The organism is Amorphoplanes friuliensis DSM 7358 (assembly GCF_000494755.1).
Lineage (GTDB): Bacteria > Actinomycetota > Actinomycetes > Mycobacteriales > Micromonosporaceae > Actinoplanes > Actinoplanes friuliensis.
The window spans coordinates 4,892,574-4,917,787 of the sequence record NC_022657.1; the positions used below are offsets into that span (position 1 = coordinate 4,892,574).

Consider the following 25,214-nt stretch of genomic DNA (forward strand, 5'->3'; position numbering starts at 1 on the left):
GGCCGGCGTCAGGATTCGGGTGGGCCGGTGACCGGAGGCACACGCTCGATCCTGTTCCAGCCGGTCCAGCCCCGTTGGCGCATCAGGTCGACCATGCGGACGGCCCGGGGGTCGGACTCGACGGCGAGGCTGTCGAGCAGGTCGAACGACAGCTCGTCCTGCGACTGTTCGGCGGCGATCGTCTCGCCGGCGGTGTAGGCCTGCTCGGCGAGGGCCGCCATGATGTCGGCGGCCTCCTCCAGGCGGGGGTCGTCGACCCCCTCCGTCTCCAGGAGTTCGGACAGGATCAGGTACAGCCGGACGAGCCGGGGATCCTCCAGTTGCGCGAGTTTGGAGGGAATCCATTCGCTGATGCGGTCGGGCCAGCGGGCCGTCAGCAGGATCCAGCCGTCCCGTTCGGCCTCCAGCATCCGTCCCGACGCTCCGATCTCCCGCAGACGGTCGATGTAGTGGACCACCGCGGGCGGAAGCACCAGGCTGTCCCCGGCGGCCAGCTGCGCAATCTGTTTGCGGCTGTTCTCCAACCGGCTGATCTCGTCGCTCAGCCGGCCGTCGATCCGCTCCACAGCCGCGGCGAAGGCAGTCTCGTCGGCGTCGAGCATCTCACCGATCTCGGACAGGGGTACGCCGGCCTCGGCCAGGGTGCGGATCCTGATGAGTGACACGACCGCCGTCGCGCCGTACTGCCGGTAGCCCGAGGCGTCCCGTGCGGGTTCGGGCAGGAGCCCGATCTGGTGGTAGTGCCGCACCGCCCGCACGGTGACGCCGGCGTACGACGCGAGTTGCCCGATAGTCAGCATGCTCTGCACCAGCCTTCAGGAGATCCTGCGACGGTACGTGATGTCGGCGAAGACGTAGGCGACCACGAGGGCGCCGATGCACCAGGCGAGGGCGGTCCAGATGTCGGACCCGACGGGCTGTCCGGTGAAGAGATCCCGGATCGTGTTGACGATGGAGGTCACCGGCTGGTGCTCGGCGAAGGCGCGTACCGGTCCGGGCATGGTGTCGGTGGGCACGAAGGCCGAGCTGAGGAACGGCAGGAAGATGAGCGGGTAGGAGAAGGCGCTCGCGCCGTCCACGGACTTGGCTGTGAGGCCGGGGATGACGGCCAGCCAGGTCAGGGCCAGGGTGAACAGCATCAGGATGCCGACGACGGCGAGCCACGCCAGGACACCGGCGCTGCTGCGGAAGCCCATGACCAGGGCGACGAGGACCACGACCACGAGCGAGATGAGGTTCGCGACCAGCGAGGTCACGACGTGCACCCACAGCACGGCCGGGCGGGCGATCGGCATCGACTGGAAGCGTTCGAAGATGCCGCCCTGCAGATCGGAGAAGAGCCGGTACGCCGTGTACGCGATCCCCGAGGCGATCGTGATGATCAGGATGCCGGGCAGCAGGTAGTTCACGTACGAGCCGGTCCCGGTCCTGATCGCGCCGCCGAGGACGTACACGAAGAGCAGCAGCATGATGATCGGCGTGACCACGGTGGTGATGATGGTGTCCGGGCTGCGGCTGATGTGGCGCAGCGAGCGGCCCAGCAGGACGGCGGTGTCGCCGAAGAAGTGCTTGGTCATCAGTTGTCCTTCTTGGCGCCGACGAGGCTGAGGAAGACGTCCTCCAGCGTGGGCTGCTTCTCGACGTACTCGACCTTGGCCGGCGGGAGGAGCTGCTTGAGCTCGGCGAGGGTGCCGTTCACGATGATCCGGCCCTCGTGGAGGATCGCGATCCGGTCGGCGAGGTGTTCCGCCTCGTCGAGGTACTGCGTGGTGAGCAGCACGGTCGTGCCGCCCTCGGCGAGGTCCTTGACGGCCTGCCACACGTCCAGGCGCGCTTCCGGGTCCAGCCCGGTGGTCGGCTCGTCGAGGAAGATGACCGGCGGGTCCCCGATGAGACTCATCGCGAGGTCCAAGCGGCGGCGCATGCCCCCCGAGTACGTCGCGACCCGGCGGGCACCGGCCTCGGTCAGCGAGAAGCGCTTCAGGAGGTCGTCCGCGATCGCGCCGGAGTTCTTGAGGTGGCGCAGCCGGGCGACCAGGATCAGGTTCTCCCGCCCGGTGAGGATCTCGTCGACCGCGGCGAACTGCCCGGTGAGGCTGATCGACTCGCGGACCTCACCGGCCTGCGTCGCGACGTCGAAGTCGTGGACCCGGGCGGTCCCGGCGTCCGCCTTGAGCAGTGTGGACAGGATCTTCACGAGGGTGGTCTTGCCGGCGCCGTTCGAGCCGAGCAGGGCGAAGATGCTGCCCCGCTCCACCTCGAGGTCGACGCCCCGCAGAACCTTCAGGTCCTTGAACGATTTTTCCAGGCCTTGCACCTGTATCGCGGTCATGACGGCAAGCATGGAGGGTTGACGCTGCGTCAGGGTCAAGCCCGCGCGCGGGGAACTTCAGCGGTGGCGGGCGACGACCGAGGACGCCAGGGCGGCGAGGGCCGTACGGGCGTCAGGCGTCAACGGGGCACCGGCGAGGGCAGCCATGGCCTCGGACGCCCGCTGGGAGATCAGGTCCTCGATCCGTTGCCGGGCACCGGTCGCGACGATGATGTCGCGGAGCTCCCCGGCACCGGTGTCGTCGAGTGCGGGGTCGCCGAAGAGCTGCCGGATGCGGGCGGCCTGCGGGCGGTCGGCGCGGTCCCGGGCCATTGCGATCATGACAGTCGGCTTGCCCTCGCGGAGGTCGTCGATCACCGGTTTGCCCGTGACCGCCGGGTCGCCGAAGACGCCCAGGACGTCGTCGCGCAGCTGGAAGGCGTCGCCGAGCGGGTCACCGAAGTCCTGCAGGGCCGTCTGGAGGTCGTCGGGGGCACCCGCGAGCGCCGCGCCGATCTGCAGCGGGCGGGTCACGGTGTAGCGCGCAGCCTTCATCCGGATGACGGTCAGCGCACCCGCGACCGAACCGTCGCCCACCCCCGAGACGAGGTCCAGGTACTGCCCGGCGATGACCTCGGTCCGCATGACGGTGAAGAGGCGGTAGCCGCGGTGGATCCATTCGACCGGCAGGCCCGACTCGTGGAGCATGTGGTCGGCCCAGGCGGCGCACAGGTCACCGCAGAGCAGGGCGGCGCTGTGGCCGTACCGGACGGCCTCGCCGCGCCAGGAGTGGCGGGTGTGGACGTCGGCGAAGTGGCGGTGGACGGTCGGCTGGCCGCGGCGCAGGGTGCTGCCGTCCATGATGTCGTCGTGGATCAGGGCGAACGCGTGGAACAGCTCCAGGGCGGCCGCGGCGACGACGATCTGCGGGCTGTCGGGTTGCCCGGCACCGCGCCAGCCCCAGTAGCAGAACATCGGGCGCAGACGCTTGCCGTCGGCGAGGACGAACCGGCGGACGGCGTCGAGCACACCGGCCGGCGTGCCGTCGGGCCAGTGCGGGCGCTGCCGGTCGAGGTATTCGATGAGCGCCGACTCGCAGCGGCGGGCCAGACCCGCGGCGTCGGTCTCCGGCGCCATGCCCACGGTCATGAGGCGAGCCCGGCCAGGCGCAGCAGCAGGTCCTTGACGTCGGTGGCCTCGACCCGGTCGCGGGCGAAGGCCGGGTCCGAGCAGATCAGCACCGGGGCGTCGCGCTCGTCGGACGGCAGCCGCCCGTGGGAGCCGCGGACCGCCCTGGCTCCGGCGTCGAGGCCGACCACACTCATCATGTACCGCATGCCGAGCTTCTTGCGGAGCAGGGCGACTCCGGCGCGGCCCTTCGCGGCGCCGGGTCCCGCCGGGTCGAAGAAGAGCTCCGCGGGGTCGTACCCGGGCTTGCGGTGGATCTCCACCAGGCGGGCGAAGTCCGGCGCTTTCGCGTCGTCCAGCCAGTAGTAGTAGGTGAACCAGGCGTACGGCTCGGCGACGAGGACGAGGTCGCCGGAGCGCTCGTGGTCGAGGCCGTACTCGTGCTGGGCGGTGGCATCGAGGACCTCGGCGACACCGGGCAGCCCTTCGCACAGCTTGGTCACGGCCTCGAGGTCGGCGGGGTCGCGGACGTAGACGTGGGCGATCTGGTGGTCGGCGACGGCGAAGGCCCGCGACGTCCACGGGTCGAGGTACTCCATCCCGGCCTGCGTGTAGACGTTCAGCAGCCCCTCGGAGCGCAGCAGCCGGTTGATGTCGACCGGCTGGGACACGTCCGTGATGCCGTACTCGGACAGGACCACGACCGTGGCGTCCCGCGCGGCGGCGGCGTCCAGCAGCGGGCCCAGGGTGACGTCCAGCTCGGCGGCGGCCGCGGCGGCCTGGGGCGCGGACGGGCCGTACCGCTGCAGGTCGTAGTCGAGGTGCGGGACGTACACGAGGGTCAGGTCCGGCTGGTGGTCCGCCATGATCTGCTCGGCGGCCTTGACGATCCAGGCCGAGGACGGCAGGCCGGCGTTGGCACCCCAGTAGCTGAAGAGCGGGAACGTGCCGAGCTTCGCGGTGAGCTCGTCGTGCAGCTCGGGCGGGTCGGTGTAACAGTCGGGGTCCTTGCGGCCGTCGGCGTGGTAGACCGGCCGCGGGGTGACCGTCCAGTTCACGTCGGCGCCCATGGCGTACCACCAGCAGACGTTGGCGACCGTGTAGCCGGGCTGCTGCCGCCGGGCCGCGTGCCACAGCTTGTCGCCGCCGACGAGCGCGTTGCTCTGCCGCCAGAGCAGGACCTCGCCGAGGTCGCGGAAGTACCAGCCGTTGCCGACGATGCCGTGCTCGGCGGGCAGGGCTCCGGTGAGGATGGTGGACTGCACCGAGCACGTGACCGCCGGCAGCACGGTTCCGAGGGTGGCCCGGAACCCCGTACCGGCGAGCCGGGCGAGGCGCGGCATGTGGTCCAGCAGGCGGGGGGTGAGCCCCGCGACGTCGAGTACGACCACGGGCTTCACGGCGTGACCCCCTGTTGTGCGGTGAGTCCCAGCGCGGTGAGCTGGGCGCGGGCGAAGAACAACTCGGAGGCGATCCCGGAGGCGAGCTCGGCCGGGCTGCCGGGCCGCGAGGTCGGCGGCAGCACGTTCCAGGTGTACGTCTCCACGTCGAAGTGGTCGCACAGCGGCTCCGGCCCGCCGGCGAGCAACGCCAGCGAGTCGGCGAGCACCCCGACCGTGGTCTGCAGCGGCGGTACGGGAGGCGCGTGCAACGGCACGTGGTAGTGGACCCGCCAGGGCTCGTCCCGGGCGCCGGGTGTGGCCAGCGCCTCGTCGAGGTCGTCGGTGGACAGTCCCAGCGGCCCGCGCGTCTGGTGCAGGAACCGCGGCTCGACGTACTCCCCCAGCACGGCCGCGTCGGCTCGCGGGTCGGCGCTGGCGAGCGCGGCCGACACCTGCACCTTGACGATCGGTAGCCCTGCCTCGCGCAGTGTTCGTAGCGCCTCGGCGGGCTCTTCCCAGGCGCAGGCGAGGTGGGCCAGGTCGAGGCAGACGCCGAGCCGGTCGGTGTCCACGTCCGCCAGCAGCTCGGCGGCCTGGGTGGTGTTCTCGATGATGCAGCCGGGCTCGGGCTCGAAGGCGACCCGGATGTCGCGCTCACCGCGGGACAGCGTGCGGGCGAGCTCGTCCAAGTGGTGCCGGCAGGCGTCGGCCCGGTCGGCGGTCCACGGGTCGCGCCAGGCGAGCGGCAGCGTGGAGATCGAGCCCCGCACGGCGTCGTCCGGCAGCAGGTCGGTCAGCACCCGGGCCAGATCGAGGGTGTACGAGAGCCGCTGCGGCGTACTCCAGTCGGGCTGGTAGACCGCGTGCTTGACCACAGGCGCCTGGAACGCCTGGTACGGGAACCCGTTGAGCGTCACCACCTCCAGTCCGCGAGCGTCGAGCTCCCGGCGCAACCGCTGGCGCCCCGCGACGTCGGAGGCGAGCCCGGCCGCGACCGGCGCCGCGAGCCACAGACCGAGCCCCAGCACGTCGGTGCCGAGCCGTTCCCGGATCGGTACGGCGTACGTGTCCAGCTGCGCGAGAATCCCCGCGAAGTCCTCGGCGGCGTGCACGTTGGTGCAGTACGACAGGTGGACGGTCTGCCCGCCGGGGTGCCGCAGCCGCATCAGCTGCCTCCCCGCTTGATGGAGCTGCCCTCGAACGACGCCTCGGGACTGACCGACGACAGGTCGAGCCGCCCGGACTGGCCGTAGAACTCGACGGGGTTGCGCCACAGCACCTGGTCGACCTCGTCGGCGGTGAACCCGGCCGCCAGCATCGCCTTTCCCGTCTCCACGGTCAGCAGCGGGTCGGAGTGCCCCCAGTCGGCGGCGGAGTTCACCAGGACGCGTTCGGTGCCGTACTTCTGGAGGATCTCGACCATCCGGGGCGGTGACATCTTCGTCTCGGGATAGATCGAGAAGCCCATCCAGCAGCCGGTGTCCTTGACCAGGCCGACCGTGACCTCGTTGAGGTGGTCGACGGCGACCATCCCGGCAGCGATGCCGGACTCGGCCACGACATCGAGCGTCCGCTTGGTGCCTGCCGCCTTGTCGCGGTGGGGTGTGTGCACGAGGGCGGGCAGCTCGTACTCGACGGCCAGCGCGAGCTGGACGGCGAAGGCCTCGTCCTCGGCCGGGGTCATCGAGTCGTACCCGATCTCACCGACCGCGACCACACCGTCCTTGTCGAGGTAGCGCGGCAGCAGGTTGAGCACGCTGCGGCAGCGCGGATCGTTGGCCTCTTTGGGGTTCAGGGCGATCGTGGCGTGGTGCCGGATGCCGAACTGCGACGCCCGGTAGGGCTCCCAGCCGATCAGCGAGTCGAAGTAGTCGGCGAACGAGCCCGGGTTGGTGCGCGGCTGCCCGAGCCAGAACGCCGGCTCGACCACGGCCAGCACGCCGTTGGCCGCCATCGCCCGGTAGTCGTCGGTGGTGCGCGAGGTCATGTGGATGTGCGGGTCGAAGATGCGCATCAATCCTGCTTCCTCGTGGGGTTCGCCAGGGACAGCCGGTCGAGCAGGGCGAGCGCGTCCGCGGGCATCCGCCGGTCGGCCGCGGCACGTTCGGTGGCCAGGGCGGCGAGCATGCCCGCGAGCTCCTGGTCGGCCCGGTCGTCGAGGCGGTCGACCGCGCTGAGCGGGATGCCCATGAAGACACACTTCACGACACCCTGCCGCCAGGTCGCGGCGTCCAGATGCTCCGCGTACGGCCCGAGCGCGGCCGCCACCAGCCGGGTGTCGTTGGTGCGCAGCGCGTCGTGCAGCAGCGGCACGAACGTGTCACCGGCGTCGAGCAGCGGCAGCGTGACCAGCACCGCGAGGCGTTCGGCGGCGTCACCCTGCTGATAGAGCGTCACGATCCGCTCCGGGTCGCCGACCTCCGCGAGCAGCAGCGCACGCCCGGCCCGGCCGGCGGTCCACGCGCTGTCCGGGAACAACGGCTCGCGGCCGAGCTTCCGCTCGGCCCGCGCGAACGACGGCCCGAGGGTGTCCGGGTCACTGCGCACGCAGGCCAGCGCGTCGTCCAGCCATTCTTTCCCCGGTACGCGGGTCAGCGCCGCCCGCAGGTCCTCGATCATCGCCCCTCCTCCTCGGCCGCCAGCAGGAACGCCAGTGACTCCCGTGCAACAGTGGGCGCCGCGTGGGAGTGCCGGGGCAGCTCGACGGCGACCAGGCCGCCGTACCCGCCGTCGATCAGGGCCCGCAGCACCGGCGGGAAGTCGATCTCGCCGGTGCCGAGCTCGAGGTGCTCGTGCACGCCCCGGCGCATGTCGTCGATCTGGACGTTGACGAGGTGTTCGGCCACCGCGGTGACGCAGTCGGGCACGGACAACTCCTCGAGGCAGCGGCAGTGTCCGATGTCGAGGGTCAGCCCGAACATCTCCGGCTCGCCCAGGTCGGCGTACAGGCGGCGCCAGCCCGCAATGTCCTCGACCTCCATGCCCGGCTCCGGCTCGAAGCCCAGGGGCACACCGGCGTCGGTGGCGGCCTCGGTCACCTCGGCGCAGCCGTCGACCAGGCGGCGCCAGGCGGTGCGCTCGTCGACGTCGCCGGGGCGTACGCCGGCCCAGAAGGAGACCGCCTCGGCGCCGAGGTCCGCGCCGATCGCGACCGCCCGGCGCAGGAAGTCGAGCCGCAGCTTGCGGTCGTCGTGCAGCAGCGTCGGGGCGTGCTTGCGCCAAGGGTCGAGCAGATAGCGGGCGCCGGTCTCGATGACCACGCCGAGCCCGAGGTCGCGCAGCCGGTCGGCGGTCTCGGTCACCTGCCGGGCCAGCCCGGGCGCGTACGGGTCGAGGTGGTCGTGGTCGAGGGTGAGCGCGACGCCGGTGTACCCGAGGTCGGCGATGACGGTCAGGGCGTCGCTCAGCCGGTGGTTGGCGAAGCCGTTGGTGCCGTACCCGTACCGCAGCGTGCTCATGTGGGTGAGACCTTGCGGGCGAGGAGCCGGCCCAGCGGGGCAGCGGCCGCGACGGCGACACCCGCCCAGGTCCGGCCGGCCCGGGCGGTCAGGGCGCCCTGCAACGCGGGCAGCGCGGTGATGCCGGCGCCGACCGCCGCCCGGACCCGGGGTGCGGACGGATCACCGAACAACTTCGCCTGGGCACGGCCGTAGCTGGTGGCGTACTCACCGGCCAGGACCGCGGTGACGGTCCCGCTGCGCGCGGCGACCGCACCGGCGAGGCCGGCGGTGGCGGCCAGGGTGGCGGCAGGCAGCGCGGCGGTGGTGCTGCCGGCGACCTCGCGGCGGGACAGCTCCGTGACCGTGTACGTGTGCGCGGCGACCACCAGGGCGGCGGGCAGTGCGCGTACCGGATTGCCCGTGCTCGCACCGAGCAGGACGTCGAGGGCGCGGCAGACGGCCATCCCGGCGGGCCCGGCCGCGGTGTTCTTGAGCCGCAGGTCGTAGGCCCAGACCGCGGCCGCGAGCGGACCGGCGACGGCCAGCGCCCGAGCGCCGCCGGACCGTGCGGCGAGGGCGAGACCCGCCGCGGTGAGGCCGGCCGCGATGCCGAGAGCGGCCGGGGCGGAGATGCGGCCGGACGGGATCGGGCGCTCGGGCCGCTCGGTGGCGTCGAGGTCGCGGTCGGCCCAGTCGTTGGCAGCCATCCCGGCCCAGTAGAGGCAGACGGACGCACCCGCCAGACCCGCGGTAGCCGGGGCGAGCGATCCGGCCGCGGCGGCACCGGCGATCACGTCACCCGGCACGGAGAGCGCCGCGGGCGCCCGGACCAGCTCGGCGAGAGTACGCAGCGGCGACTTCACGACTCCAGCCCCGCCGTGAACGTCGCGAGGGTCGCCCACTGCTCGGCGAGCGCCGACGGGCCGTCGCCGAGCGGGTCCTTGAAGAAAAAGCCGAGCTCGGGCAACGGGCCGCTGCGCCCGGCGCTGTGCGCGGCGGCGGTCAGCCGGGCCAGGTCGAGCACCAGCGGCGCGGCGAGGGCGGAGTCGCAGCCGTGCCAGGTGAACTCCATCCGCATGCCCGTACCGAGGAAGCCCTCGAAGGTGACCAGGTCCCAGGCGGTCTTGAAGTCGCCGATCTCGGCGACGTAGTCGATGCGGCTCGTGCCCTCGGGCACGTAGCCCAGCGCGTCGCCGAGCACCCGCTGCTTGCTGGCGACCTTGGCGGCGTTGGCCGCCGGGTCGGCCAGGTTGGCGCCGTCGCCGCCACCGAGCAGGTTGAGCCCGGACCAGCTGCGGACCCGCAGGTTGCGCAGCGCGAACATCGGCGCCAGCACCGACTTGACCAGGGTCTCGCCGGTCTTGCCGTCGTTGCCCGCGAACGGCACACCCTGGACGCGGGCCAGCTCGGCCAGCGCCGGCAGCCGCGCGCCGGTCGACGGCGTGAAGTCGATGAACGCACAAACCGCCCGGAAGGCCGCGTACGCGGCAAGAGAACTGGGCGGGAGCACCGGATCCGGCCCGGCCAGCGCCTCGGTCAGCCGGGCGAGATCGGCGTGCGCGGGGTGGGGCGTCACGATCGGCTCGGTGGTCGACACGTTGACCACCACGACCCGGTCGAGGGCGTTGCGGTCGCGGAAGTCGCGCAGGTCGGCCGCGATCCGGTCCGCGACGAGCGCCTGGGTGTCACCGGCCGGAAGCGGGCGCAGCTCGTGCTCGATCGCCGTGAGATCGGCGGTCAGCGCCGAGACCAGCCGTCCCGGCAGCACACCGGCCGCGGCGAGCGCGTCGGCCTTCTTCAGCACCGGGGTGGTGACGATGTCGTGGCCGCCGAAGACCAGTTCGGACCAGGCGGGCAGAGCCGGGCTGCGCAGCTGCGGCAGCTCCGTGACGCAGCCGTTGGGTTCGACGAGGCGGGCCCGCAGCGCGGTGGCGCCGACCACGGCTGTCACGGCGACAGAGCCCCGCGCTCCGATCAACCAGATTCCGGTACGCATGGAGCGACCCCTCCCCTGACCTGGCCCGAGGCATGGACGTGCATCGCGATAACACGATGTGTCCTCTGTGTTACGTGAAGCGACGCTAACCCAGCTCGGAGCACAAAGGAAAGAGTCGATATTGAGAAAGTTCTCCATCCAGGACCAAAACTTTTTCACCAGGCGTACAAAAGTCCCGGCGCACAGCAGCGAGCCCGGAGGCGGGGATGGCCTCCGGGCTCGACGACGTGCTGGAACCGGGTTACTTGCCGGGCTTGGCCGGCTTGCCCTTGCCGGCCTTCACCTTCGCGGCCTTGACCTTCCCGGGGGCGGCGGGCTTCGGGGCGACCGGCTCGGCCGCGGGCCGTTTCGCCGCGGGCCGTTTCGCCGCAGGCCGCTTCGGAGCGCCGCGACTCACGGACTTCGTGGTGGCCGTCGACGCGGGCGGTGCCGGGGTGGTCGAGGTGGCGGTCCGGGGCGCGGTCGCGGTCGCCGACGGGACAGGGCCGACCTCCGCCCGGACGGGACGCTCCCCCTCCGGCGGGCGCAGGAACGACGCACCCAGCACGACCGTGGCAAGCGCCGCCCCGGCAGCGACCAGGGAGCCGGCGCGGCGGGGCCGCCGTGCCCGGCGAGCAGCGGCCAGCAGGTGGGTGCCGGCCATCGTCGCGGCCGCCCGTGCCGAGCGGCGCGGGGCGGCGAAGGCCACCGTCGGCGTGCCGGCCACCAGAGCGCCGGACCAGGCCGGCACTGTCCCGGACGGCACCGCACCGGTCAGGACGGCGGCGACCTGGGCCGCCGAGGGGCGGTCCTCCGGGCGCTTGGCCAGGCAGCGGCGGCACAGGTCGGCTACCTCCGGCGGGAGGCCGTGGACCGGTGGCAGCGGTGCCGGTTCGGCGTACAGGTGGTTGCCGACCATCTGGGTGACCGTCGACCCGGACCAGGGCAGACGGCCGGCCAGGGTCTTGTAGAGCAGCAGGCCCAGGGCGTAGACGTCGGTGGCGGGCCGCACCGGGCCGCCGTCGAGACGCTCGGGCGCCAGGTAGGCCGGGGTGCCCAGCACCTGCCCGTCCGTCTCGTCGGCCTCACCGGCGGTGGCCGAGATGCCGAAGTCGACCAGCTTGACCGCGTGCTCGGTCACCATCACGTTGCCGGGCTTGACGTCGCGGTGGACCACACCCCGGGCGTGGGCTGCGGCCAGAGCGGCGGCGACCTGGCCGCAGATCCCGGCGGCGGCGGGCCAGTCCAGGGCCTGGCCACCCAGGACGTCGTCGAGGGTGCGGCCGTCGACCAGCTCCATCACCACGTACGGCCGGTCCGGGCCCGCCTCGCCGAAGTCGTAGACCTCGACGATGTTCGGATGCCGCAGACCGGCGGCCGCCCGGGCCTCGAGCCGGATGCGGGCCGAGATCGTGGGGTCGGCACCGGCGCCGGGGGCGAGCACCTTGACGGCCACGTCGCGGCCGAGCACCTCGTCGTGGGCACGCCACACCACCGACATGCCACCCGTGCCGAGCCGTTCCCGTAGCCGATAACGATCATTCACCAGGTTCGCTTCCCCGGCGCTGCGGCACATGAAACCTTCCGCGCGGGGTTCGTGCCCCCGGCGAGACCTGTGACCGCGCGGTCACCGCCCCCTGCGACGGGCCGCGGTGTTGTACCGTGCCCGGCACAGAGCGCTTCGGCGTCCACGGGGGAACGACAGCATGTACGAACCGGTTCAGGAAGTTGACATACCCGGCCTGACCAGGGTGGGTTCCACCGCGGAGCAGGCCTCCGTCACCTGGGGCAAGGCGCACAGTGCCCACGCCGGCGACCTGACACCCGGGTCGTCGTTCGACGGCTGGGCCAGCGGGCCCGCGCTCGGCGCCGCCGAACAGGGCTGGTCGGCGTTCATGACGCGGCTCAAGGGTGAGCTGCACACGTACGCCGCCGGGCTGACCCAGTCCGCGAAGGACTATCAGGCGGCGGATCAGGCGGCCGCACAGCGCGCCGGTGGGGCGTACGGCGGTGGGCCGCGGTGAGCGCGCTGACACTGAAGGTCCTGTGGGACACCAGCCCGGAGGCGATCGCCCAGCGCGCCACGGCCTGGACCGCGATGGCCGAGGACATCGACAACGCCGCGGAGGAGGTCATCCGCGGCACGCGCGAGATCGAGGACGTGTGGCCGTCCGGTCCGGCCGCCGAGGCCGCCGCGAAACGGGCCGCTGAGCTGCGGGCCGAGGTCAGCAACGCGTACAACCCGTGCCGGCGGATCGGTCTGGCGCTGCGTGAGCACGCCGACACCGTCCGCGCGCTGCAGGAGTCGCTGCGCCAGGTGACCACGTCGGCGAGCTCCCAGGGTTTCGACGTGGACATCGCCGCGGGCACGGTCAGCGCCCCGCAGCGCATGTACGACGAGACGACCAGTCCGCACCTGGTGGCGCAGTCGGTCAGCGCGTACGTGGGTCAGCTGCAGGGCATCCTGGACCGGGCCGCGGAGTCGGACGACCGGACGACCAGCCTGATCAACATCAACCTGCCCGACCCGAAGACGGGGTTCGGATCGCTGAGCCTGCGGCCGGTCTCCCGGGAGGACCTGCTCGGTCAGAAGGGCCGCCCGCCCAAGGATGTTGCCGCCTGGTGGGACACCCTGACCCCCGAGCAGCAGGAACAGGCGATCGCCGACCACCCCGAGCTGGTCGGCTGGCTCGACGGTGTCCCCGCGACCGACCGCGACGTGGCCAACCGCATCGTGCTCGACCGCACCGTCACCGACCTGCAGGGCCAGGTCACCGCCGCCAACAACCGCGAGGCCTACCTCAAGGCGATGGCCGAGCAGGGCCGCCTCGGCGAGGTCTACCCGCACTCGGGCAACCCGGTCGGCTCGATGTACGCCGAGCTCGACCAGCTCGCCGACCAGCGCAAGGCCGCCGAGGGCACCCTGACCGGCGCGACGACCATCGGCAACCGGCTCGCCGACCCGAACCAGCCACCGGCCCTGCTGCTGGGCTTCGACCCGGCCGGCGACGGCCGTGCCGTGGTCTCCATCGGCGACCCGGACACCGCCGACAACGTCGTCACCTACGTGCCCGGCACGACCTCCGACCTGCCCGGCATCAAGACCGACCTGCAGCGGGCCGACACGATGGCCTTCGACGCCGAGCAGTACGGCGACGGCACGACGGCGTCGATCGTCTGGCTGGGCTACGACGCACCCGACACCATCCCGAACGCCGTCTCGGGCTCCTACGCCGAGGAGGGCGCACCAGCACTGCGCACCTTCCAGGAAGGCCTGCGCGCCACCCACGACGGCGGGCCGTCGCACAACACGATCATCGGGCACAGTTACGGCAGCACCACCGTCGGGTACGCCGCCCGGGACGGCCACCTGAGCGCCGACGCGCTCATCTTCGTCGGCAGCCCGGGCGTCGGCGTCGACTCGGCGTCCGGCCTGCACTTCGACGGCGACTCCGGCGACGTCTACGCCAGCACCGCCAAGAACGACGTCATCCGCGGCTCCGGGCTGGACGACAACATGATCCACGGCGAAAATCCCGACAACCCCGGCTTCGGCGGTCAGCGCTTCACCAGCGCCGAGGGGGACTTCTGGGATCCCATCTCGACACACTCGCAATACTGGGACCAGGGCAACCCGTCCCGGCGGAACATCGCCTTGATCGTCACCGACCAACCAGGCCAGGTCAGCTGATGTCGTCCTCCCGGCGCACCGTCGCCCTCGTCCTCGCGTTCCTGACCGCCGGCGCTCTCGCCGCCGGTTGCGACAGCACCCAGGAGTCCACTGTGAGCAGAGAAGAAGTCGTGCAGGTGGTCGCCGACCGGGCCCAGGAGGCCCTGCAGGCGCTCCCGGCCGGCGCGACCCTCAAGCAGCGCCTGCACCAGCCCGACCTCACCTGCAACGACCAGGACCGGGACGGCGAGCAGTTCGTCGAGACCAACTACCAGGTCGAGTACCCGGAAGGCTGGCCGGTGGACCGCTCGATGGCGGATCTGAGCGCGTACTGGGAACGCAGCGGTTACAAGATCGTCCGTGACGACCGCAACGACGCGACCACGCCGGAGCTGGTCGTGGAGAAGGAATCGGACGGGTACCACATCGGCTACCTGATCTCCCGGCGCAGCAGCGGCAAGGTCGACGTCTACCTGCGCAGCAGCTCGCCCTGCTTCCAGTTCTGACTCAGCGCCCCAGACCGCGTGCCATCCGCAGGCGCAGCGGCGGGACCGCGTTCGTGAGGCGCAGCACGCCCCGGAAGCCCGCGCGGCTGAGCCTGGTGGAGGTCGCGACGCTCCGCGCGTTCCTCAGCGACAGACGCACGGCCGCGAAGCCGTAGCCGAGCATCTCCCGCTCGTACTCCGCGACCGCGTCGAGCAGCGGCTGCTCGCCGATGAGCTTGCGGCGGAGCAGGTCGGCGTCGCGCAGGGCGGTGTTCGCGCCGACCCCGGCCATCGGTGTCATGTTGTGGATCGCGTCGCCGAGCAGTGTCACCCGCCTGGTGGGCCAGGGGTCGACCGGGCTCGCGCTGCGCACCCGGAAGGCGTTGATCGTCGCCGGGTCGCTGCCGTCGACCAGCCGGCGGAAGCCCGGTGACCAGCTCCGGATGCGCTCGGCGACGAGCTGCTGAAGGCGGGGGCCGGCCAGCTTGTCGGCGCCGTCCGGGAAGCGCGTGGTGGCATCGGAGAAGCCCCACAGCACGTACCCGTCCGGTTCACTGACCGCGGTGAACAGCGAGCCGTGCCCCCGCGGGACGACCAGGGCGGCACGTCCCGTCAACGCCGGCGGCAAGGCCCCGGCGCTCAGCGGATAACGACCGGCGACCGCGACAACACCGGTGTCGACGCGGTGCGCGTGCGGGAGCAGCTGGGCGCGTACCCGGGAATTGGCGCCGTCCGCACCGATCAGCAAGCCGGCGGTGGCGGTCGAGCCGTCCGCGAAGCGAGCGGTGACGTGGTCGCCTGTCTCCTCGTAGCCGACGAAGGTCTTGCCCGTGTGCAACGGCCCGCGGAGCAGGACCTCGCGCAGACCCGTGCGGCTGATGCCGAAGTGCCGGTCGCCGATCTCCTCCTCGGTGAAAGCCAGCAGCTCACGGCCACGGTCGTCGAGAAAGCCAAAACCGCCACCGGGCGCGGCGGTGTCGAGGAAGGCTTGCCAGCCCTCGGGACCGAGGCAGTCGCGCAAGGCGCGGGCCCCGGCCGGGCTGATGTGGATCCGGTATCCCTGCAGCCAGTCGGTGCGTTCGTGGGTGCGTTCGTAGACGTGGGTGGTGATGCCCGCGCGGCGCAGTCCCTGCGCCAGCGCCAGGCCGCCGATGCCCCCGCCGATGATCATCACGTCGAGATCCGTCATGGCTCCCAGCGTCAATCATTCACATGAAACTGTCAACCATTCGTTTGATTGATAGGCTCGGGGTCATGCCTGAACAGCCGAGATCCCGGCGCTCACCGGCCGGGCCCGAGCGCAAGCGCGACGCGGAACGCACCCGCGAACGCATCCTCGACGCGGCGCTGATCGAGTTCGGCGAGCACGGGTACGCCGGCGCCCGGATCGGCGCCATCGCGCGGCGGGCCGAGGCCAACCAGCAGCTGATCTCGTACTACTTCGACGGCAAGGAAGGCCTCTACCGGGCCCTGATCCAGCGGTGGCGTTCGATGAGCCAGGAGCTCAGCCGCCCGGACGCCTCCCTGGCCGAGGTGGTCGGGGCGTTCACACAGGTCGGCGAGACGCAGCGGCACTGGGCCCGGCTGCTGATCTGGCAGGCCCTCGAGGGTGACCGCGAGGAGGGCGGCCAGGAATACCGCAAGGCGATGGTCGACGACCTCCGCCGCCGCCAGGAGGCCGGCGAGATCGCCGCCGACCTGGATCCCGGTCACCTGCAGCTGGCGCTTTTCGGGGCGGCTCTCGCACCGACGTTGCTGGCGCACTTCGCGGAGGACTTCACGGGGAAGCCGGCCGACTCCCCCGAGTTCTTCGCCGAATACCGGGAGCAGCTGGGCCGTCTGATCGGCCGCCTGGCTTAGGGCGCGGCGTGGATCGAGATGCCGAGACGGCCGGTGTCGACCGTGCCGTCGGGGCCGACGGTGATCTGCCAGCCGTCCTGCCGGGCGCGGCCGAGGACCACCACGGTCCAGCCGTCGGGCAGTTCGGGCAGGCGGTCCGGCAGGGCACTGAGGATCAGCACGCCCAGCCAGCCGTCCGCTAGCCCCGGCTCGGCGGTGTCGGGCTCGGCGGTGCCAGGCTCGGTGTCGTCAGGCTCGGCGACGGGGTCCGGGGCAGGACCGAGGATCTCGGCGAGGGCCGCGGCGGGCGTTTCGGCCGAGACCACGCGCGGCTCGTCCTCGATCTCGGGGCGCAGGCCACCGGCGACCACGCGGACGCCGGCGGACCACGGGCTGTTCGTCAGCTCGACGGCCCAGGCCGCCAGCAGGGCACGGGCGGCGGTGGTGTCGCCGCGGACGGCGATCGGGCCGGGCGCGCGGCCGAGGTCGAGCAACTCGCGGGTGCCGGCGGCGGTGCCGAGGGTGACCAGGCGCGGGCACGGCGTACCGGTGGCGGGATCGGCGGGGAGCGCCTGGAGACCGCGCAGCGGGGCGATCCAGACCCGGCCCTGCGAGCGGGCCTCCCACGGCGCGAACGGCTGCTCGTCCGGCGCGGAGAGCCGCAGGCTCACCCAGCTGTCGTCGATCGTGACGCCGAGAACCGGCGGGACCGGGCGGCCGGCGGCTTCGGCCGAGGTGACGAGCACCCGCAGGGCGCGGTCGACGGTCCAGGCGGCGGCCGGGTCGAGCGGGCGCAGCGGTGGCGGTCCGGTCCGCTGCCGGGGGATGAACGCGGGCGGCGTCGGTGGTGGCACGCGACGGCGGCGCACCAGCAAAAAGGCCAGCAGCGCTCCCCCGGCGAGCACCAGGATGCCGCCACCCAGCAGGGGCAGCAGCAGGCCGGAGTCTTCGTCGGCGGCCGCTTCCGGGGCGGCGCCGACGGCAGGGGGTGAGGCGAGCGGAGCAGCGGACACCGATGGCGGTGCGGTCGGCAGCGGGCCGACCTCCACGCCGGGTCCCGTCGCGTCATCCGGAAGCTGGAGCACCCAGCCCGACTCGATCTCGTCCGGAACGGTGAGGCTCTCGCCGTCCGCCTGCACGCGGCCCTTGTTGAGCTGGAAGATCTCGTCGTGGCGGTCGCCGTCACCGAGGAAACGCTCGGCGATCTCGTAGAGGTACTCCTCCTCGCCGTCGAAGCTGGGCCGGACGCGGTACCACTTCACGTCGCCCGGCTCCGCCCGGCGCTGCTCCGCCCAGCGCTGCTCCGCCCAGCGCTGCTCGGTCCGGCCCTGCTCGGTCCGGCCCTGCTCGGTCCGGTGAAAGGCGACGGGCGCCACCGGGGTGGCCGGGGACACCGGAGTGGCGGCGGCGAGCGCGAGGGCGAGCGCTGCGAGCAGGGAGCGCAGGACCATGGGCGTCACCATACTCATCGATCGAGAAGATCAGCGGCCCGGTCCGTGCATCCCATCGAACCCTGGCCGATCGGCTGAAGACGGACAAATACCGAAATGACAGTATCTTCACGTACGACTCACACGGAGTCGTGGGCGAGGTGTTGATCCGCCGGGCGAGTTGGTCGCCCATGTCCGGCGGGGAGCCAGAGGCGAAACCGACGTCCTTGGTCCCGCCAAGGAGATCGCTCGATGAGTATGTCAGCCCGCACCACCCGCGCACCGTCCCTTGAACGCAGCAGGTCGAGCCGGTAGCCGGACCCCGTAAGGCGTCCCGCTCCGCACCGAGTCGCGGCAATGCCGCCGCCGGCTCCGCTCCCTGTTCCCCGCCACCGCTCCCCGGTGGCCGCCGCGTGCCCGGATTCCCCCTCCCGGCACCGGTTCGGAGCAGGTGACACCCCTTCCGCATGCGCTGCACCAGCTCAAGGGAGTCCACCTTGTCGCACTACTTCGACGTGTCCTGGTCCTGGATCGTCGAGGCCGCGGGCGAGACGTCATGGCGTGACGTCATGCCGCTCGGTCTCGCCGGCCTCTTCGTCTGGGTCCTCTGGCTCTACCGGGCGGTGCTGTCCCGCTTCGCCCGCCCCGTCGTCAACGACTTCCGCACCACCGTCTCCGTCGTCGTCCCCGCGTACCGTGAGGACCCGGAGATCCTGCTCGAGTGCCTGGACAGCTGGCTGTCGCAGGACCCGTACGAGGTCATCATCGTCCCGGACGTCGAGGACACCGAGGTGCTGGCGCGCCTGGCCGAGGTCGACGACCCGCGGCTGAAGGTCATCCCGTTCGTGCACCGCGGCAAGCGCTCGGCGCTCGGGGTCGGCATCCGTGCCGCCACCGGCGAGCTGGTCGTGCTGGCCGACTCCGACACCCGCTGGGAGCCGGGCCTGCTCGATGCCGTGCAGATGCCGTTCGTCGACCCCGAGGTCGGTGGTGTCGGCACCCAGCAGAACGTCTACCAGCGCACCACCAGCGTCTGGCGGCGGATCGCCGACTGGCTGGTCAACCTGCGGTACTACGACTACGTGCCGGCGATGGGCCGGGCCGGGGCCGTGGCCTGCCTCTCGGGGCGGACGGCCGCGTACCGCCGCTCGGCGATCGTGCCGGTGCTGCCGCACCTGGAGGACGAGTTCTTCCTGGGCCGCCGCTGTGTCGCCGGTGACGACGGCCGGCTGACCTGGCTGGTGCTGGCGTCGGGCTACAAGACGGTTCACCAGTCGTCCGCACGGGCGCTGTCGATGTTCCCGTCCTCGTTCTCGGCGTTCGTGAAGCAGCGCGTCCGGTGGAGCCGCAACTCGTACCGCACGTACCTGACCGCGCTGTGGAAGGGCTGGCTCTGGCGCGTACCGATGGTCACCAAGATCACGGTGCTGCAGATCCTGCTCACCCCGGTGACCATGGGCATGGCCCTGGCGTACCTCATCTTCAGCCGCCTCGAGCTGACCGTCCACTCGATCGTCATCGCGCTGGTCTGGCTGCTGCTGGGCCGCGGAGTGCGTGGTTACTCGCACCTGCGCCGGCACCCGCAGGAGATCCTGCTGCTGCCCCTGACCTCGCTGGTCGTCATCTTCATCGCGCTGCCGATCAAGCTCTACGCGTTCTTCACCATGAACAAGCAGGGCTGGCTGACGCGGACCGCGGACAGCATCGGTGGCGAGGGCCAGAGCGCCGCGACGCTGACCACCGCAGAGCCCGCTCTCGCCGGAAAGGGGGCGTGATCATGCGCGCCACCAGGATGACCACGGCGCTGGTCACCACCGCCGCCGCTCTCGCTCTGAGCTCCCCCGCTCTCGCGGACCCCGAGGGTACGGCCAACGCCGGCACCACCGCAGAATCCGCCGAGCAGCAGGCCGCCCTGGTCGCCGGTGAGGACCGCCGCCTGACCCAGGTCCGCGCCGTCACCGCGGTCGCACCGACGCGCGGACTGAGCTGGGCCAAGCCGTACCGCCTCGACACCGGCGACGGCTACACCCTGGTGCTGACGCAGCAGCGGGAGCCGTACACGATCGCGGACCTGTTGCGGCTGGCACCGCAGACGTTCGTGCGCCAGGCCGACGGCAGTTACCTGCTGACCGAGAACCTCTACCTGAACTCGGGGGCGAAGCTGCGGCTGGCCAACCCGGGCGGGCTGACACTGCGGATGGCCAGCACCACCAACGGGTTCGTGTCGATCGTGTCGTTCGGTGGGGGCATCACCATCGAGGGCACCCCGCAGGCACCCACGAAGATCACCAGCTGGGACGTGCGGACCGGGCTCCCGGACACCCGCGTCGACGACGGCCGGGCGTACATCCGGGCCATCGGCGGTCAGTTCGCCATGTCGTACGCTCAGATCTCGGACCTGGGGTTCTGGAGCGGCCGCACCGCGGGTGTGAGCCTGACCGGCACGGACCGGCCGAACACCGGTGACGTCGACGGCCCGACCCACCTGACCAAGACGCAGCGCCACGAGGCCAAGGCCGACCGGCTGGCCACCGACGCGCAGGCCGACGCGGCGCCGGGTGCCGGCGACGTCTTCGCCCAGCCCAGCGGCAACCTGGTCTCCCCCGACACGCGGTTCGACGTGCCCGGCCTGTCCTACGTGTCCGGTCAGATCTCGCACGCCAGCATCACGGGGAACGCGTTCGGGCTCTTCGTCTCCAGCGCCAACGGCATCAGCATCACGGACACCACGATCTCCCACAGCCTGCAGGACGGTCTGGTGCTGCACCGCTTCGCCTCCAGCGCGGACGTCGAGCGGGTCACCTCGCTCGACAACGGCGGCGACGGTTTTGTCCTCTCCCGCGCCGCCCAGCAGGTACGCGTCAGCGCGAGCACCGCGCAGGGCAACGGCGGCAACGGCTTCACGGTCAACGGCCTGCCGCTGGCCGTCGGGGCGTCGGCGTCCGGTGAGTTCGTCGGCAGTTACGGCAACAACTCCATCGCCAACAGCGTGGCCCGCAACAACGCGCACTACGGCATCGAGATCATCGGCGGGCTGAACCTCGCCGTGCAGAACAACACGGTCGTCGGCAGCGACATGGGCATCGTGGCCCGCCAGGGCGCCGACACGGTCGCCATCAGCGGCAACCAGGTCAGCGGTCAGCGCCGGCAGGGCATCGCGGTCCGCGACGGCGTGACCAACGCGCTGATCACCGGCAACGTGGTCAGCGACGCGGACAACGGCATCTACGTCCGCAGTTCGGTCGCCGAGATCCGCGGCAACACCGTCCACGGCGCCACGAACCACGGCATCGCCCTGGTCGACGCGACCGGCGGCTCGCTGGTCACGTACAACGTGGTCGCCGGGGTGGGTCCGAGCGCGCTGGACAGCTCACGGGCCCGCGGTGACGTCGAGGTCGAGCACAACACGATCTCGGCCTGGCACGACACCAGCTCGTTCTGGATCCGGTTCCGGCACTACGCGAGCCCGATGACGATGCTCTGGGCGGCCATCATCGTCCTGATCATCGGCTCGGCCGCGCTGGGTGTCCGCCGCCGCCGTGCCGGTGTCCGCGGCCCGTACGCGAACACCATGCCGCTGAACCCGCCGGCCCGGGAGCTTGTCGGCGCGGGAACACAGGCATGACCCAGGGTTCGAACTGGCCCGTCGTCCGGCGGCGCCTCGCGGCGCTGCCGGGCGGGCCCGGCCTCTGGCTCGGCGGCGCGGCCCTGCTGGTCGCGGTGATCGCCCTGGTGATCTCCCTGACCGGTACGGCCGGAGCCGAGCCGGTCGCGGGCGCGACCGGACCGGTTGGACCGACCGTCCCCGCGGGAGCGATCGTCCCCACCGCACCGCCCTCGACCGACGGCACGGCACCCGCCACCGGCCCTCTCCCCACCACGACGGTGGCGGCCGGCGGCACGACCTGCCCGGCGGCGACCGTTTCGGTCGGCGACGCGGACAGCCTGACCGCCGCGCTCGACCAGGCGCAGCCCGGCACCAGCATCCTGCTGGCGGACGGCGTCTACGAGGGTGCGTTCGTCGGTGACGCCAAGGGCACCGCGGCCAAGCCGATCTTCGTCTGCGGCGGGCCCGGTGCGGTCCTCGACGGCGGCGGCATCAAGAAGGGCTACGGCTTCCACCTCGACGGCGCCGACCACTGGCGGCTCGTGGGCTTCACCGTCCGCAACGCGCAGAAAGGTGTGATGGCCGACAGCGTCAACCACACCGTGATCAGTGGCCTGACCGTCGAGCAGATCGGCGACGAGGCCATCCACCTGCGCAAGTTCAGCTCCGACAACGTGGTCGAGGGCAACACGATCCGCGACACCGGCAAGCGGCGCGACAAGTTCGGCGAGGGCGTCTACATCGGCTCGGCCAACTCGAACTGGGCCGGCATCACCGGCGGCGCCCCCGACACCAGCGACCGCAACGTGGTCCGCGGCAACACGATCAGCGCGACCACGGCCGAGGCCGTCGACATCAAGGAAGGCACCACCGGCGGCACCGTCACCGGCAACACCTTCGACGGTGCGGCGCTGACCGGCGCCGACTCGTGGGTCGACGTCAAGGGCAACAACTGGACCATCAGCGGCAACACCGGGCAGCGCAGCCCGGAGGACGGCTTCCAGACCCACCAGGTCTACGACGGCTGGGGCCGCGGCAACACCTTCACCGGCAACATCGCGCAGGTCGACGGGCCCGGATACGGCTTCCACCTCGCCCCGGTCGAGAACAACCGGGTCGCCTGCACCAACAAGGCCACCGGCGCTGCCCTCGGCCTCGCCAACGTCGACTGTCACTGACCCCCTCCAAGGAGATCCTCTGATGAACCTCACTGTGATCGGCACCGGCTACCTGGGTGCCACCCACGCGATCTGCATGGCCGTCATGGGGTACGACGTCATCGGTGTCGACGTCGACGCCGCCAAGGTCGAGCGCCTCAACTCCGGCGAGGTGCCGTTCTTCGAGCCCGGCCTGCCCGAGCTGCTCACCAAAGCCCTCGAGAGCGGACGCCTGCGCTTCACCACGTCTTTCCAGGAAGCCGGCGAATTCGGCGACGTCCACTTCATCTGCGTGGGCACCCCGCAGCGCAAGGGTTCCGAGGCCGCCGACATGACCTACGTCGACGCGTCGGTCACCGAGCTCTCCAAGCACCTGCACCGCCGGGCGCTGGTCGTGGGTAAGTCGACCGTGCCGGTGGGTACCGCTGCTCGGCTGGCCGAGCTGATTCGTACGACCGCACCGGCCGGGGATCAGGTCGAGCTGGCCTGGAACCCCGAGTTCCTGCGTGAGGGCTTTGCCGTCGACGACACGATGAAGCCCGACCGGATGGTCTTCGGCGTCACCTCCGCCTGGTCCGAAGAACAGCTCCGAGCCGCGTTCGCCCCCGTCCTGGCCCAGGGCGTGCCGGTGAAGGTCACCAGCCTGCAGACCGCCGAACTGGTCAAGGTCGCCGCGAACTCGTTCCTGGCCACCAAAATCTCCTACATCAACGCGATGGCCGAGGTGTGTGAGGCCACCGGCGCCGACGTGCACGACCTCGCCGAGGCTCTGGCCTACGACGAGCGGATCGGCGGGAAGTTCCTGCGCCCCGGGCTCGGCTTCGGTGGCGGGTGCCTGCCCAAGGACATCCGCGCTTTCGCACACCGAGCCGAAGAGCTCGGTGTGGGCCAGGCTGTCGGCTTCCTGCGCGAGATCGACGGCATCAACGGCCGCCGCCGCGCCCGGACCGTCGACCTCGTCGTCGAGTTGTGCGGCGGGGACGTCGCGGGTAAGAAGATCGCGGCGCTGGGTGCGGCGTTCAAGCCGAACTCCGACGACATTCGCGACGCACCCGCCCTCGACGTGGCCAGCACGCTGGCGAGCATGGGCGCGGACGTGCACGTGTTCGACCCGGCGGCGATGGAGAACGCCCGCAAGGCGCACCCGGAGCTCAACTACGGCACCAGCGCCCTCGACGTCGCCCGCGACGCCGACGTGGTGGTGCTCCTGACCGAGTGGACCGAGTTCCGGGAGATCGCCCCGGAGGCCATGGCCGAGGTCGTCGGCGCCCAGCGGATCTTCGACGGGCGGCACGCCCTCGACTCCGACGCGTGGCGCGCGGCGGGCTGGGAGTACAAGGCGCTCGGCCGCCCCTGACCGACGGCGCCAGCTCAGGCCCAACTTCGTTGAAGTTGGGCCTGAGCCGTGCCCGCTCCGCCGAGGCGGGGCCGGGCCGGCGCCCAGGAAGCCCCAACATCACCGAAGTTGGGGCTGGCTGGAATCGCAACGGCCCAACATCGCCGAAGTCGGGCCGAACCCGCCCCACGAAGCCCCAACACCGGCGAAGCCGGCCCCAACCCGGACCGCAAAGCCCAACTTCAAGGAAGTGGGGGCTGACCGTATCCGCGAAGGCACGGCCCCGCCGAGGCTCGGGCCGGCCGGGGACCAGGAAGGCCCAACTTCACCGAAGTCGGCCCCAACCCAGGCCGGGAAGGCCCAACATCAAGGAAGTTGGGGCTGACCGCATCCGCGAAGGCACGGCCCCGCCGAGGCTCGGGCCGGCCGGGGACCAGGAAGGCCCAACTTCACCGAAGTCGGCCCCAACCCAGGCCGGGAAGGCCCAACATCAAGGAAGTTGGGCCTGACCGCATCCGCGAAGGCACGGCCCCGCCGAGGCTCGGGCCGGCCGGGGACCAGGAAGGCCCAACTTCACCGAAGTCGGCCCCAACCCAGGCCGGGAAGGCCCAACATCAAGGAAGTTGGGCCTAACCGCATCCGCGAAGGCACGGCCCCGCCGAGGCTCGGGCCGGCCGGGGACCAGGAAGGCCCAACTTCACCGAAGTCGGCCCCAACCCAGGCCGGGAAGGCCCAACATCAAGGAAGTCGGCCCCACCCCAGGCCGCGAAGGCCCGACTTCAAGGAAGTTGGGCCTGACCGTGTTCGCGAAGGCCCAACATCAACGAAGTCGGGCCCACCCCAGCCCACAAAGCCCCGACATCAACGAAGTCGGGCCCACCCCAGTCCGTGAAGGCCCGACATCAACGAAGTCGGGCCCACCCCAGTCCGTGAAGGCCCGACTTCAAGGAAGTTGGGCGTGAGCGGGGCCGTCGTCTCAGTTCGGCAGGTGGCCCACGGCCAGCGCGGCCACCACAGCAGCCGCGAACGCCTCGCGGTCCCGGGCGGAACAGCCCCGAAGCGTCGCGGCGTCGATAGCCGCCGCCCACACCCGGCGCAGCTCGTCCGCCGCCAGCGCCGGGACCGGCGTGTCCGGGACCCCGGCCAGATCAGCCAAGCGCGGCCGCCAGAAGCGCTGCACCAGCGTCGACAACCGTCCACGCCCGGCAGGGAAGACCGGCTCCTCCGCCGGCGCCACCACCGTCCCGGCGACGAAGCCGAGCACGAAGGGCGCCCACGCGTTCACCTGGTCGGCGGGGATGCCGGCCTCCCGGCCGTCGAGGGTCCACGGGTCGACCCGGTACGCCTCCAGGACCGAAGCGACGTACGGCAGTTCGCCGGGCGCCAGGGCGGCCAGGACCTGCCGGACGACGTCCGCACCAGTTCGCGGGAATACGTCGTCGTCCACAGTCGCA

The 25,214-nt window shown here is 71.7% G+C and carries 23 protein-coding genes; 8 read left to right on the forward strand and 15 right to left on the reverse strand.

Annotated features, from left to right (window positions below):
• Positions 1 to 8: 8 nt before the first annotated feature.
• From AFR_RS22775 to AFR_RS22830, 12 genes are all read right to left on the reverse strand, one after another.
• The gene (locus AFR_RS22775; RefSeq protein ID WP_041842566.1) at positions 9 to 800 is read right to left on the reverse strand and encodes a MerR family transcriptional regulator; all 792 of its coding nucleotides are present in this window, start codon (positions 798 to 800) and stop codon (positions 9 to 11) included.
• A gap of 15 nt (positions 801 to 815) precedes the next feature.
• The gene (locus tag AFR_RS22780) at positions 816 to 1,577 is read right to left on the reverse strand and encodes an ABC transporter permease (RefSeq protein ID WP_023363242.1); all 762 of its coding nucleotides are present in this window, start codon (positions 1,575 to 1,577) and stop codon (positions 816 to 818) included.
• A complete protein-coding gene (locus AFR_RS22785; protein WP_274519426.1) occupies positions 1,577 to 2,332 on the reverse strand; it encodes an ABC transporter ATP-binding protein in 756 nt (251 codons plus the stop codon). Before AFR_RS22785 ends, AFR_RS22780 begins: the two co-directional genes overlap by 1 nt.
• Before the next feature lie 57 nt (positions 2,333 to 2,389).
• A complete protein-coding gene (locus AFR_RS22790; protein ID WP_041841058.1) occupies positions 2,390 to 3,460 on the reverse strand; it encodes a polyprenyl synthetase family protein in 1,071 nt (356 codons plus the stop codon).
• Positions 3,457 to 4,782: an alkaline phosphatase family protein gene (locus AFR_RS22795; protein WP_238547380.1), complete on the reverse strand. Its 1,326-nt coding sequence runs from the start codon at positions 4,780 to 4,782 to the stop codon at positions 3,457 to 3,459. The genes AFR_RS22790 and AFR_RS22795 overlap by 4 nt, the downstream gene beginning before the upstream one ends.
• Positions 4,783 to 4,835: 53 nt before the next feature.
• Positions 4,836 to 5,987 carry a metabolite traffic protein EboE gene (eboE, locus tag AFR_RS22800; RefSeq protein WP_023363254.1) on the reverse strand — a complete coding sequence of 384 codons (1,152 nt, stop codon included), beginning with the start codon at positions 5,985 to 5,987 and terminating at the stop codon, positions 4,836 to 4,838.
• Entirely contained in the window at positions 5,987 to 6,835 is an 849-nt protein-coding gene (locus AFR_RS22805) for a TatD family hydrolase (RefSeq protein ID WP_023363257.1), read from the reverse strand. Before AFR_RS22805 ends, eboE begins: the two co-directional genes overlap by 1 nt.
• On the reverse strand, positions 6,835 to 7,440 hold the full coding sequence (locus tag AFR_RS22810; protein WP_023363260.1) for an EboA domain-containing protein: 606 nt from the start codon (positions 7,438 to 7,440) through the stop codon (positions 6,835 to 6,837). The genes AFR_RS22805 and AFR_RS22810 overlap by 1 nt, the downstream gene beginning before the upstream one ends.
• Positions 7,437 to 8,279 carry a sugar phosphate isomerase/epimerase family protein gene (locus AFR_RS22815; RefSeq protein WP_023363263.1) on the reverse strand — a complete coding sequence of 281 codons (843 nt, stop codon included), beginning with the start codon at positions 8,277 to 8,279 and terminating at the stop codon, positions 7,437 to 7,439. The genes AFR_RS22810 and AFR_RS22815 overlap by 4 nt, the downstream gene beginning before the upstream one ends.
• On the reverse strand, positions 8,276 to 9,124 hold the full coding sequence (locus AFR_RS22820) for an SCO3242 family prenyltransferase (protein WP_023363266.1): 849 nt from the start codon (positions 9,122 to 9,124) through the stop codon (positions 8,276 to 8,278). The genes AFR_RS22815 and AFR_RS22820 overlap by 4 nt, the downstream gene beginning before the upstream one ends.
• The gene (locus AFR_RS22825) at positions 9,121 to 10,257 is read right to left on the reverse strand and encodes an inositol-3-phosphate synthase (RefSeq protein ID WP_023363269.1); all 1,137 of its coding nucleotides are present in this window, start codon (positions 10,255 to 10,257) and stop codon (positions 9,121 to 9,123) included. The genes AFR_RS22820 and AFR_RS22825 overlap by 4 nt, the downstream gene beginning before the upstream one ends.
• A 241-nt stretch (positions 10,258 to 10,498) precedes the next feature.
• Complete coding sequence (locus AFR_RS22830; RefSeq protein ID WP_238547120.1) at positions 10,499 to 11,782, reverse strand: serine/threonine-protein kinase; 1,284 nt, start codon at positions 11,780 to 11,782, stop codon at positions 10,499 to 10,501.
• A 160-nt stretch (positions 11,783 to 11,942) separates the two neighbouring features.
• Here AFR_RS22830 and AFR_RS22835 point away from each other — a divergent pair, with 160 nt between their 5' ends.
• Genes AFR_RS22835 through AFR_RS22845 form a run of 3 tightly spaced genes read left to right on the forward strand, consistent with a single transcriptional unit; the run spans position 11,943 to position 14,412 of the window.
• A complete protein-coding gene (locus AFR_RS22835; protein ID WP_023363275.1) occupies positions 11,943 to 12,260 on the forward strand; it encodes a type VII secretion target in 318 nt (105 codons plus the stop codon).
• Positions 12,257 to 13,927 carry an alpha/beta hydrolase gene (locus AFR_RS22840; RefSeq protein ID WP_023363278.1) on the forward strand — a complete coding sequence of 557 codons (1,671 nt, stop codon included), beginning with the start codon at positions 12,257 to 12,259 and terminating at the stop codon, positions 13,925 to 13,927. Before AFR_RS22835 ends, AFR_RS22840 begins: the two co-directional genes overlap by 4 nt.
• Positions 13,927 to 14,412 (forward strand): hypothetical protein, encoded by a 486-nt coding sequence (locus AFR_RS22845; protein WP_023363281.1) that lies wholly within the window; start codon positions 13,927 to 13,929, stop codon positions 14,410 to 14,412. The genes AFR_RS22840 and AFR_RS22845 overlap by 1 nt, the downstream gene beginning before the upstream one ends.
• A gap of 1 nt (position 14,413) precedes the next feature.
• Here the strand turns inward: AFR_RS22845 and AFR_RS22850 are convergent, their stop codons facing one another.
• Positions 14,414 to 15,580, reverse strand: coding sequence for an FAD-dependent oxidoreductase (locus AFR_RS22850; protein ID WP_023363284.1), 1,167 nt, complete (start codon positions 15,578 to 15,580; stop codon positions 14,414 to 14,416).
• A gap of 65 nt (positions 15,581 to 15,645) precedes the next feature.
• On the opposite strand from AFR_RS22850, the gene AFR_RS22855 reads away from it, so the two are divergent.
• On the forward strand, positions 15,646 to 16,251 hold the full coding sequence (locus tag AFR_RS22855) for a TetR/AcrR family transcriptional regulator (protein ID WP_023363287.1): 606 nt from the start codon (positions 15,646 to 15,648) through the stop codon (positions 16,249 to 16,251).
• On the opposite strand, the gene AFR_RS22860 is transcribed toward AFR_RS22855, so the two are convergent.
• The gene (locus tag AFR_RS22860) at positions 16,248 to 17,681 is read right to left on the reverse strand and encodes a LysM peptidoglycan-binding domain-containing protein (protein WP_148308030.1); all 1,434 of its coding nucleotides are present in this window, start codon (positions 17,679 to 17,681) and stop codon (positions 16,248 to 16,250) included. The genes AFR_RS22855 and AFR_RS22860 overlap by 4 nt on opposite strands.
• A 476-nt stretch (positions 17,682 to 18,157) precedes the next feature.
• Between AFR_RS22860 and AFR_RS22865 the strand changes: the two genes are divergently transcribed.
• From AFR_RS22865 to AFR_RS22880, 4 genes are read left to right on the forward strand one after another with little or no spacing between them, the layout of a single operon-like run.
• Positions 18,158 to 19,435 carry a glycosyltransferase family 2 protein gene (locus AFR_RS22865; protein ID WP_023363293.1) on the forward strand — a complete coding sequence of 426 codons (1,278 nt, stop codon included), beginning with the start codon at positions 18,158 to 18,160 and terminating at the stop codon, positions 19,433 to 19,435.
• 2 nt (positions 19,436 to 19,437) lie between these two features.
• A complete protein-coding gene (locus tag AFR_RS22870) occupies positions 19,438 to 21,285 on the forward strand; it encodes a right-handed parallel beta-helix repeat-containing protein (protein ID WP_052359789.1) in 1,848 nt (615 codons plus the stop codon).
• Positions 21,282 to 22,445, forward strand: a complete 1,164-nt coding sequence (locus AFR_RS22875) for a right-handed parallel beta-helix repeat-containing protein (RefSeq protein WP_023363299.1) — start codon at positions 21,282 to 21,284, stop codon at positions 22,443 to 22,445. The genes AFR_RS22870 and AFR_RS22875 overlap by 4 nt, the downstream gene beginning before the upstream one ends.
• Positions 22,446 to 22,467: 22 nt before the next feature.
• Positions 22,468 to 23,781, forward strand: a complete 1,314-nt coding sequence (locus AFR_RS22880) for a UDP-glucose dehydrogenase family protein (RefSeq protein ID WP_023363300.1) — start codon at positions 22,468 to 22,470, stop codon at positions 23,779 to 23,781.
• Between the two features lie 955 nt (positions 23,782 to 24,736).
• Here the strand turns inward: AFR_RS22880 and AFR_RS22885 are convergent.
• A complete protein-coding gene (locus AFR_RS22885; RefSeq protein WP_023363302.1) occupies positions 24,737 to 25,207 on the reverse strand; it encodes a hypothetical protein in 471 nt (156 codons plus the stop codon).
• Between the last annotated feature and the right edge of the window lie 7 nt (positions 25,208 to 25,214).

Excerpts from the sequence above, each read along its gene's own strand:
- AFR_RS22775 (WP_041842566.1), bottom strand. The coding sequence starts at position 800 with ATGCTGACTATCGGGCAACTCGCGTCGTACGCCGGCGTCACCGTGCGG.
- AFR_RS22780 (WP_023363242.1), bottom strand. The coding sequence starts at position 1,577 with ATGACCAAGCACTTCTTCGGCGACACCGCCGTCCTGCTGGGCCGCTCG.
- AFR_RS22785 (WP_274519426.1), bottom strand. The coding sequence starts at position 2,332 with ATGACCGCGATACAGGTGCAAGGCCTGGAAAAATCGTTCAAGGACCTG.
- AFR_RS22790 (WP_041841058.1), bottom strand. The coding sequence starts at position 3,460 with ATGACCGTGGGCATGGCGCCGGAGACCGACGCCGCGGGTCTGGCCCGC.
- AFR_RS22795 (WP_238547380.1), bottom strand. The coding sequence starts at position 4,782 with ATGCCGCGCCTCGCCCGGCTCGCCGGTACGGGGTTCCGGGCCACCCTC.
- eboE (WP_023363254.1), bottom strand. The coding sequence starts at position 5,987 with ATGCGGCTGCGGCACCCCGGCGGGCAGACCGTCCACCTGTCGTACTGC.
- AFR_RS22805 (WP_023363257.1), bottom strand. The coding sequence starts at position 6,835 with ATGCGCATCTTCGACCCGCACATCCACATGACCTCGCGCACCACCGAC.
- AFR_RS22810 (WP_023363260.1), bottom strand. The coding sequence starts at position 7,440 with ATGATCGAGGACCTGCGGGCGGCGCTGACCCGCGTACCGGGGAAAGAA.
- AFR_RS22815 (WP_023363263.1), bottom strand. The coding sequence starts at position 8,279 with ATGAGCACGCTGCGGTACGGGTACGGCACCAACGGCTTCGCCAACCAC.
- AFR_RS22825 (WP_023363269.1), bottom strand. The coding sequence starts at position 10,257 with ATGCGTACCGGAATCTGGTTGATCGGAGCGCGGGGCTCTGTCGCCGTG.
- AFR_RS22835 (WP_023363275.1), top strand. The coding sequence starts at position 11,943 with ATGTACGAACCGGTTCAGGAAGTTGACATACCCGGCCTGACCAGGGTG.
- AFR_RS22845 (WP_023363281.1), top strand. The coding sequence starts at position 13,927 with ATGTCGTCCTCCCGGCGCACCGTCGCCCTCGTCCTCGCGTTCCTGACC.
- AFR_RS22850 (WP_023363284.1), bottom strand. The coding sequence starts at position 15,580 with ATGACGGATCTCGACGTGATGATCATCGGCGGGGGCATCGGCGGCCTG.
- AFR_RS22855 (WP_023363287.1), top strand. The coding sequence starts at position 15,646 with ATGCCTGAACAGCCGAGATCCCGGCGCTCACCGGCCGGGCCCGAGCGC.
- AFR_RS22860 (WP_148308030.1), bottom strand. The coding sequence starts at position 17,681 with ATGGTCCTGCGCTCCCTGCTCGCAGCGCTCGCCCTCGCGCTCGCCGCC.
- AFR_RS22870 (WP_052359789.1), top strand. The coding sequence starts at position 19,438 with ATGCGCGCCACCAGGATGACCACGGCGCTGGTCACCACCGCCGCCGCT.
- AFR_RS22875 (WP_023363299.1), top strand. The coding sequence starts at position 21,282 with ATGACCCAGGGTTCGAACTGGCCCGTCGTCCGGCGGCGCCTCGCGGCG.
- AFR_RS22880 (WP_023363300.1), top strand. The coding sequence starts at position 22,468 with ATGAACCTCACTGTGATCGGCACCGGCTACCTGGGTGCCACCCACGCG.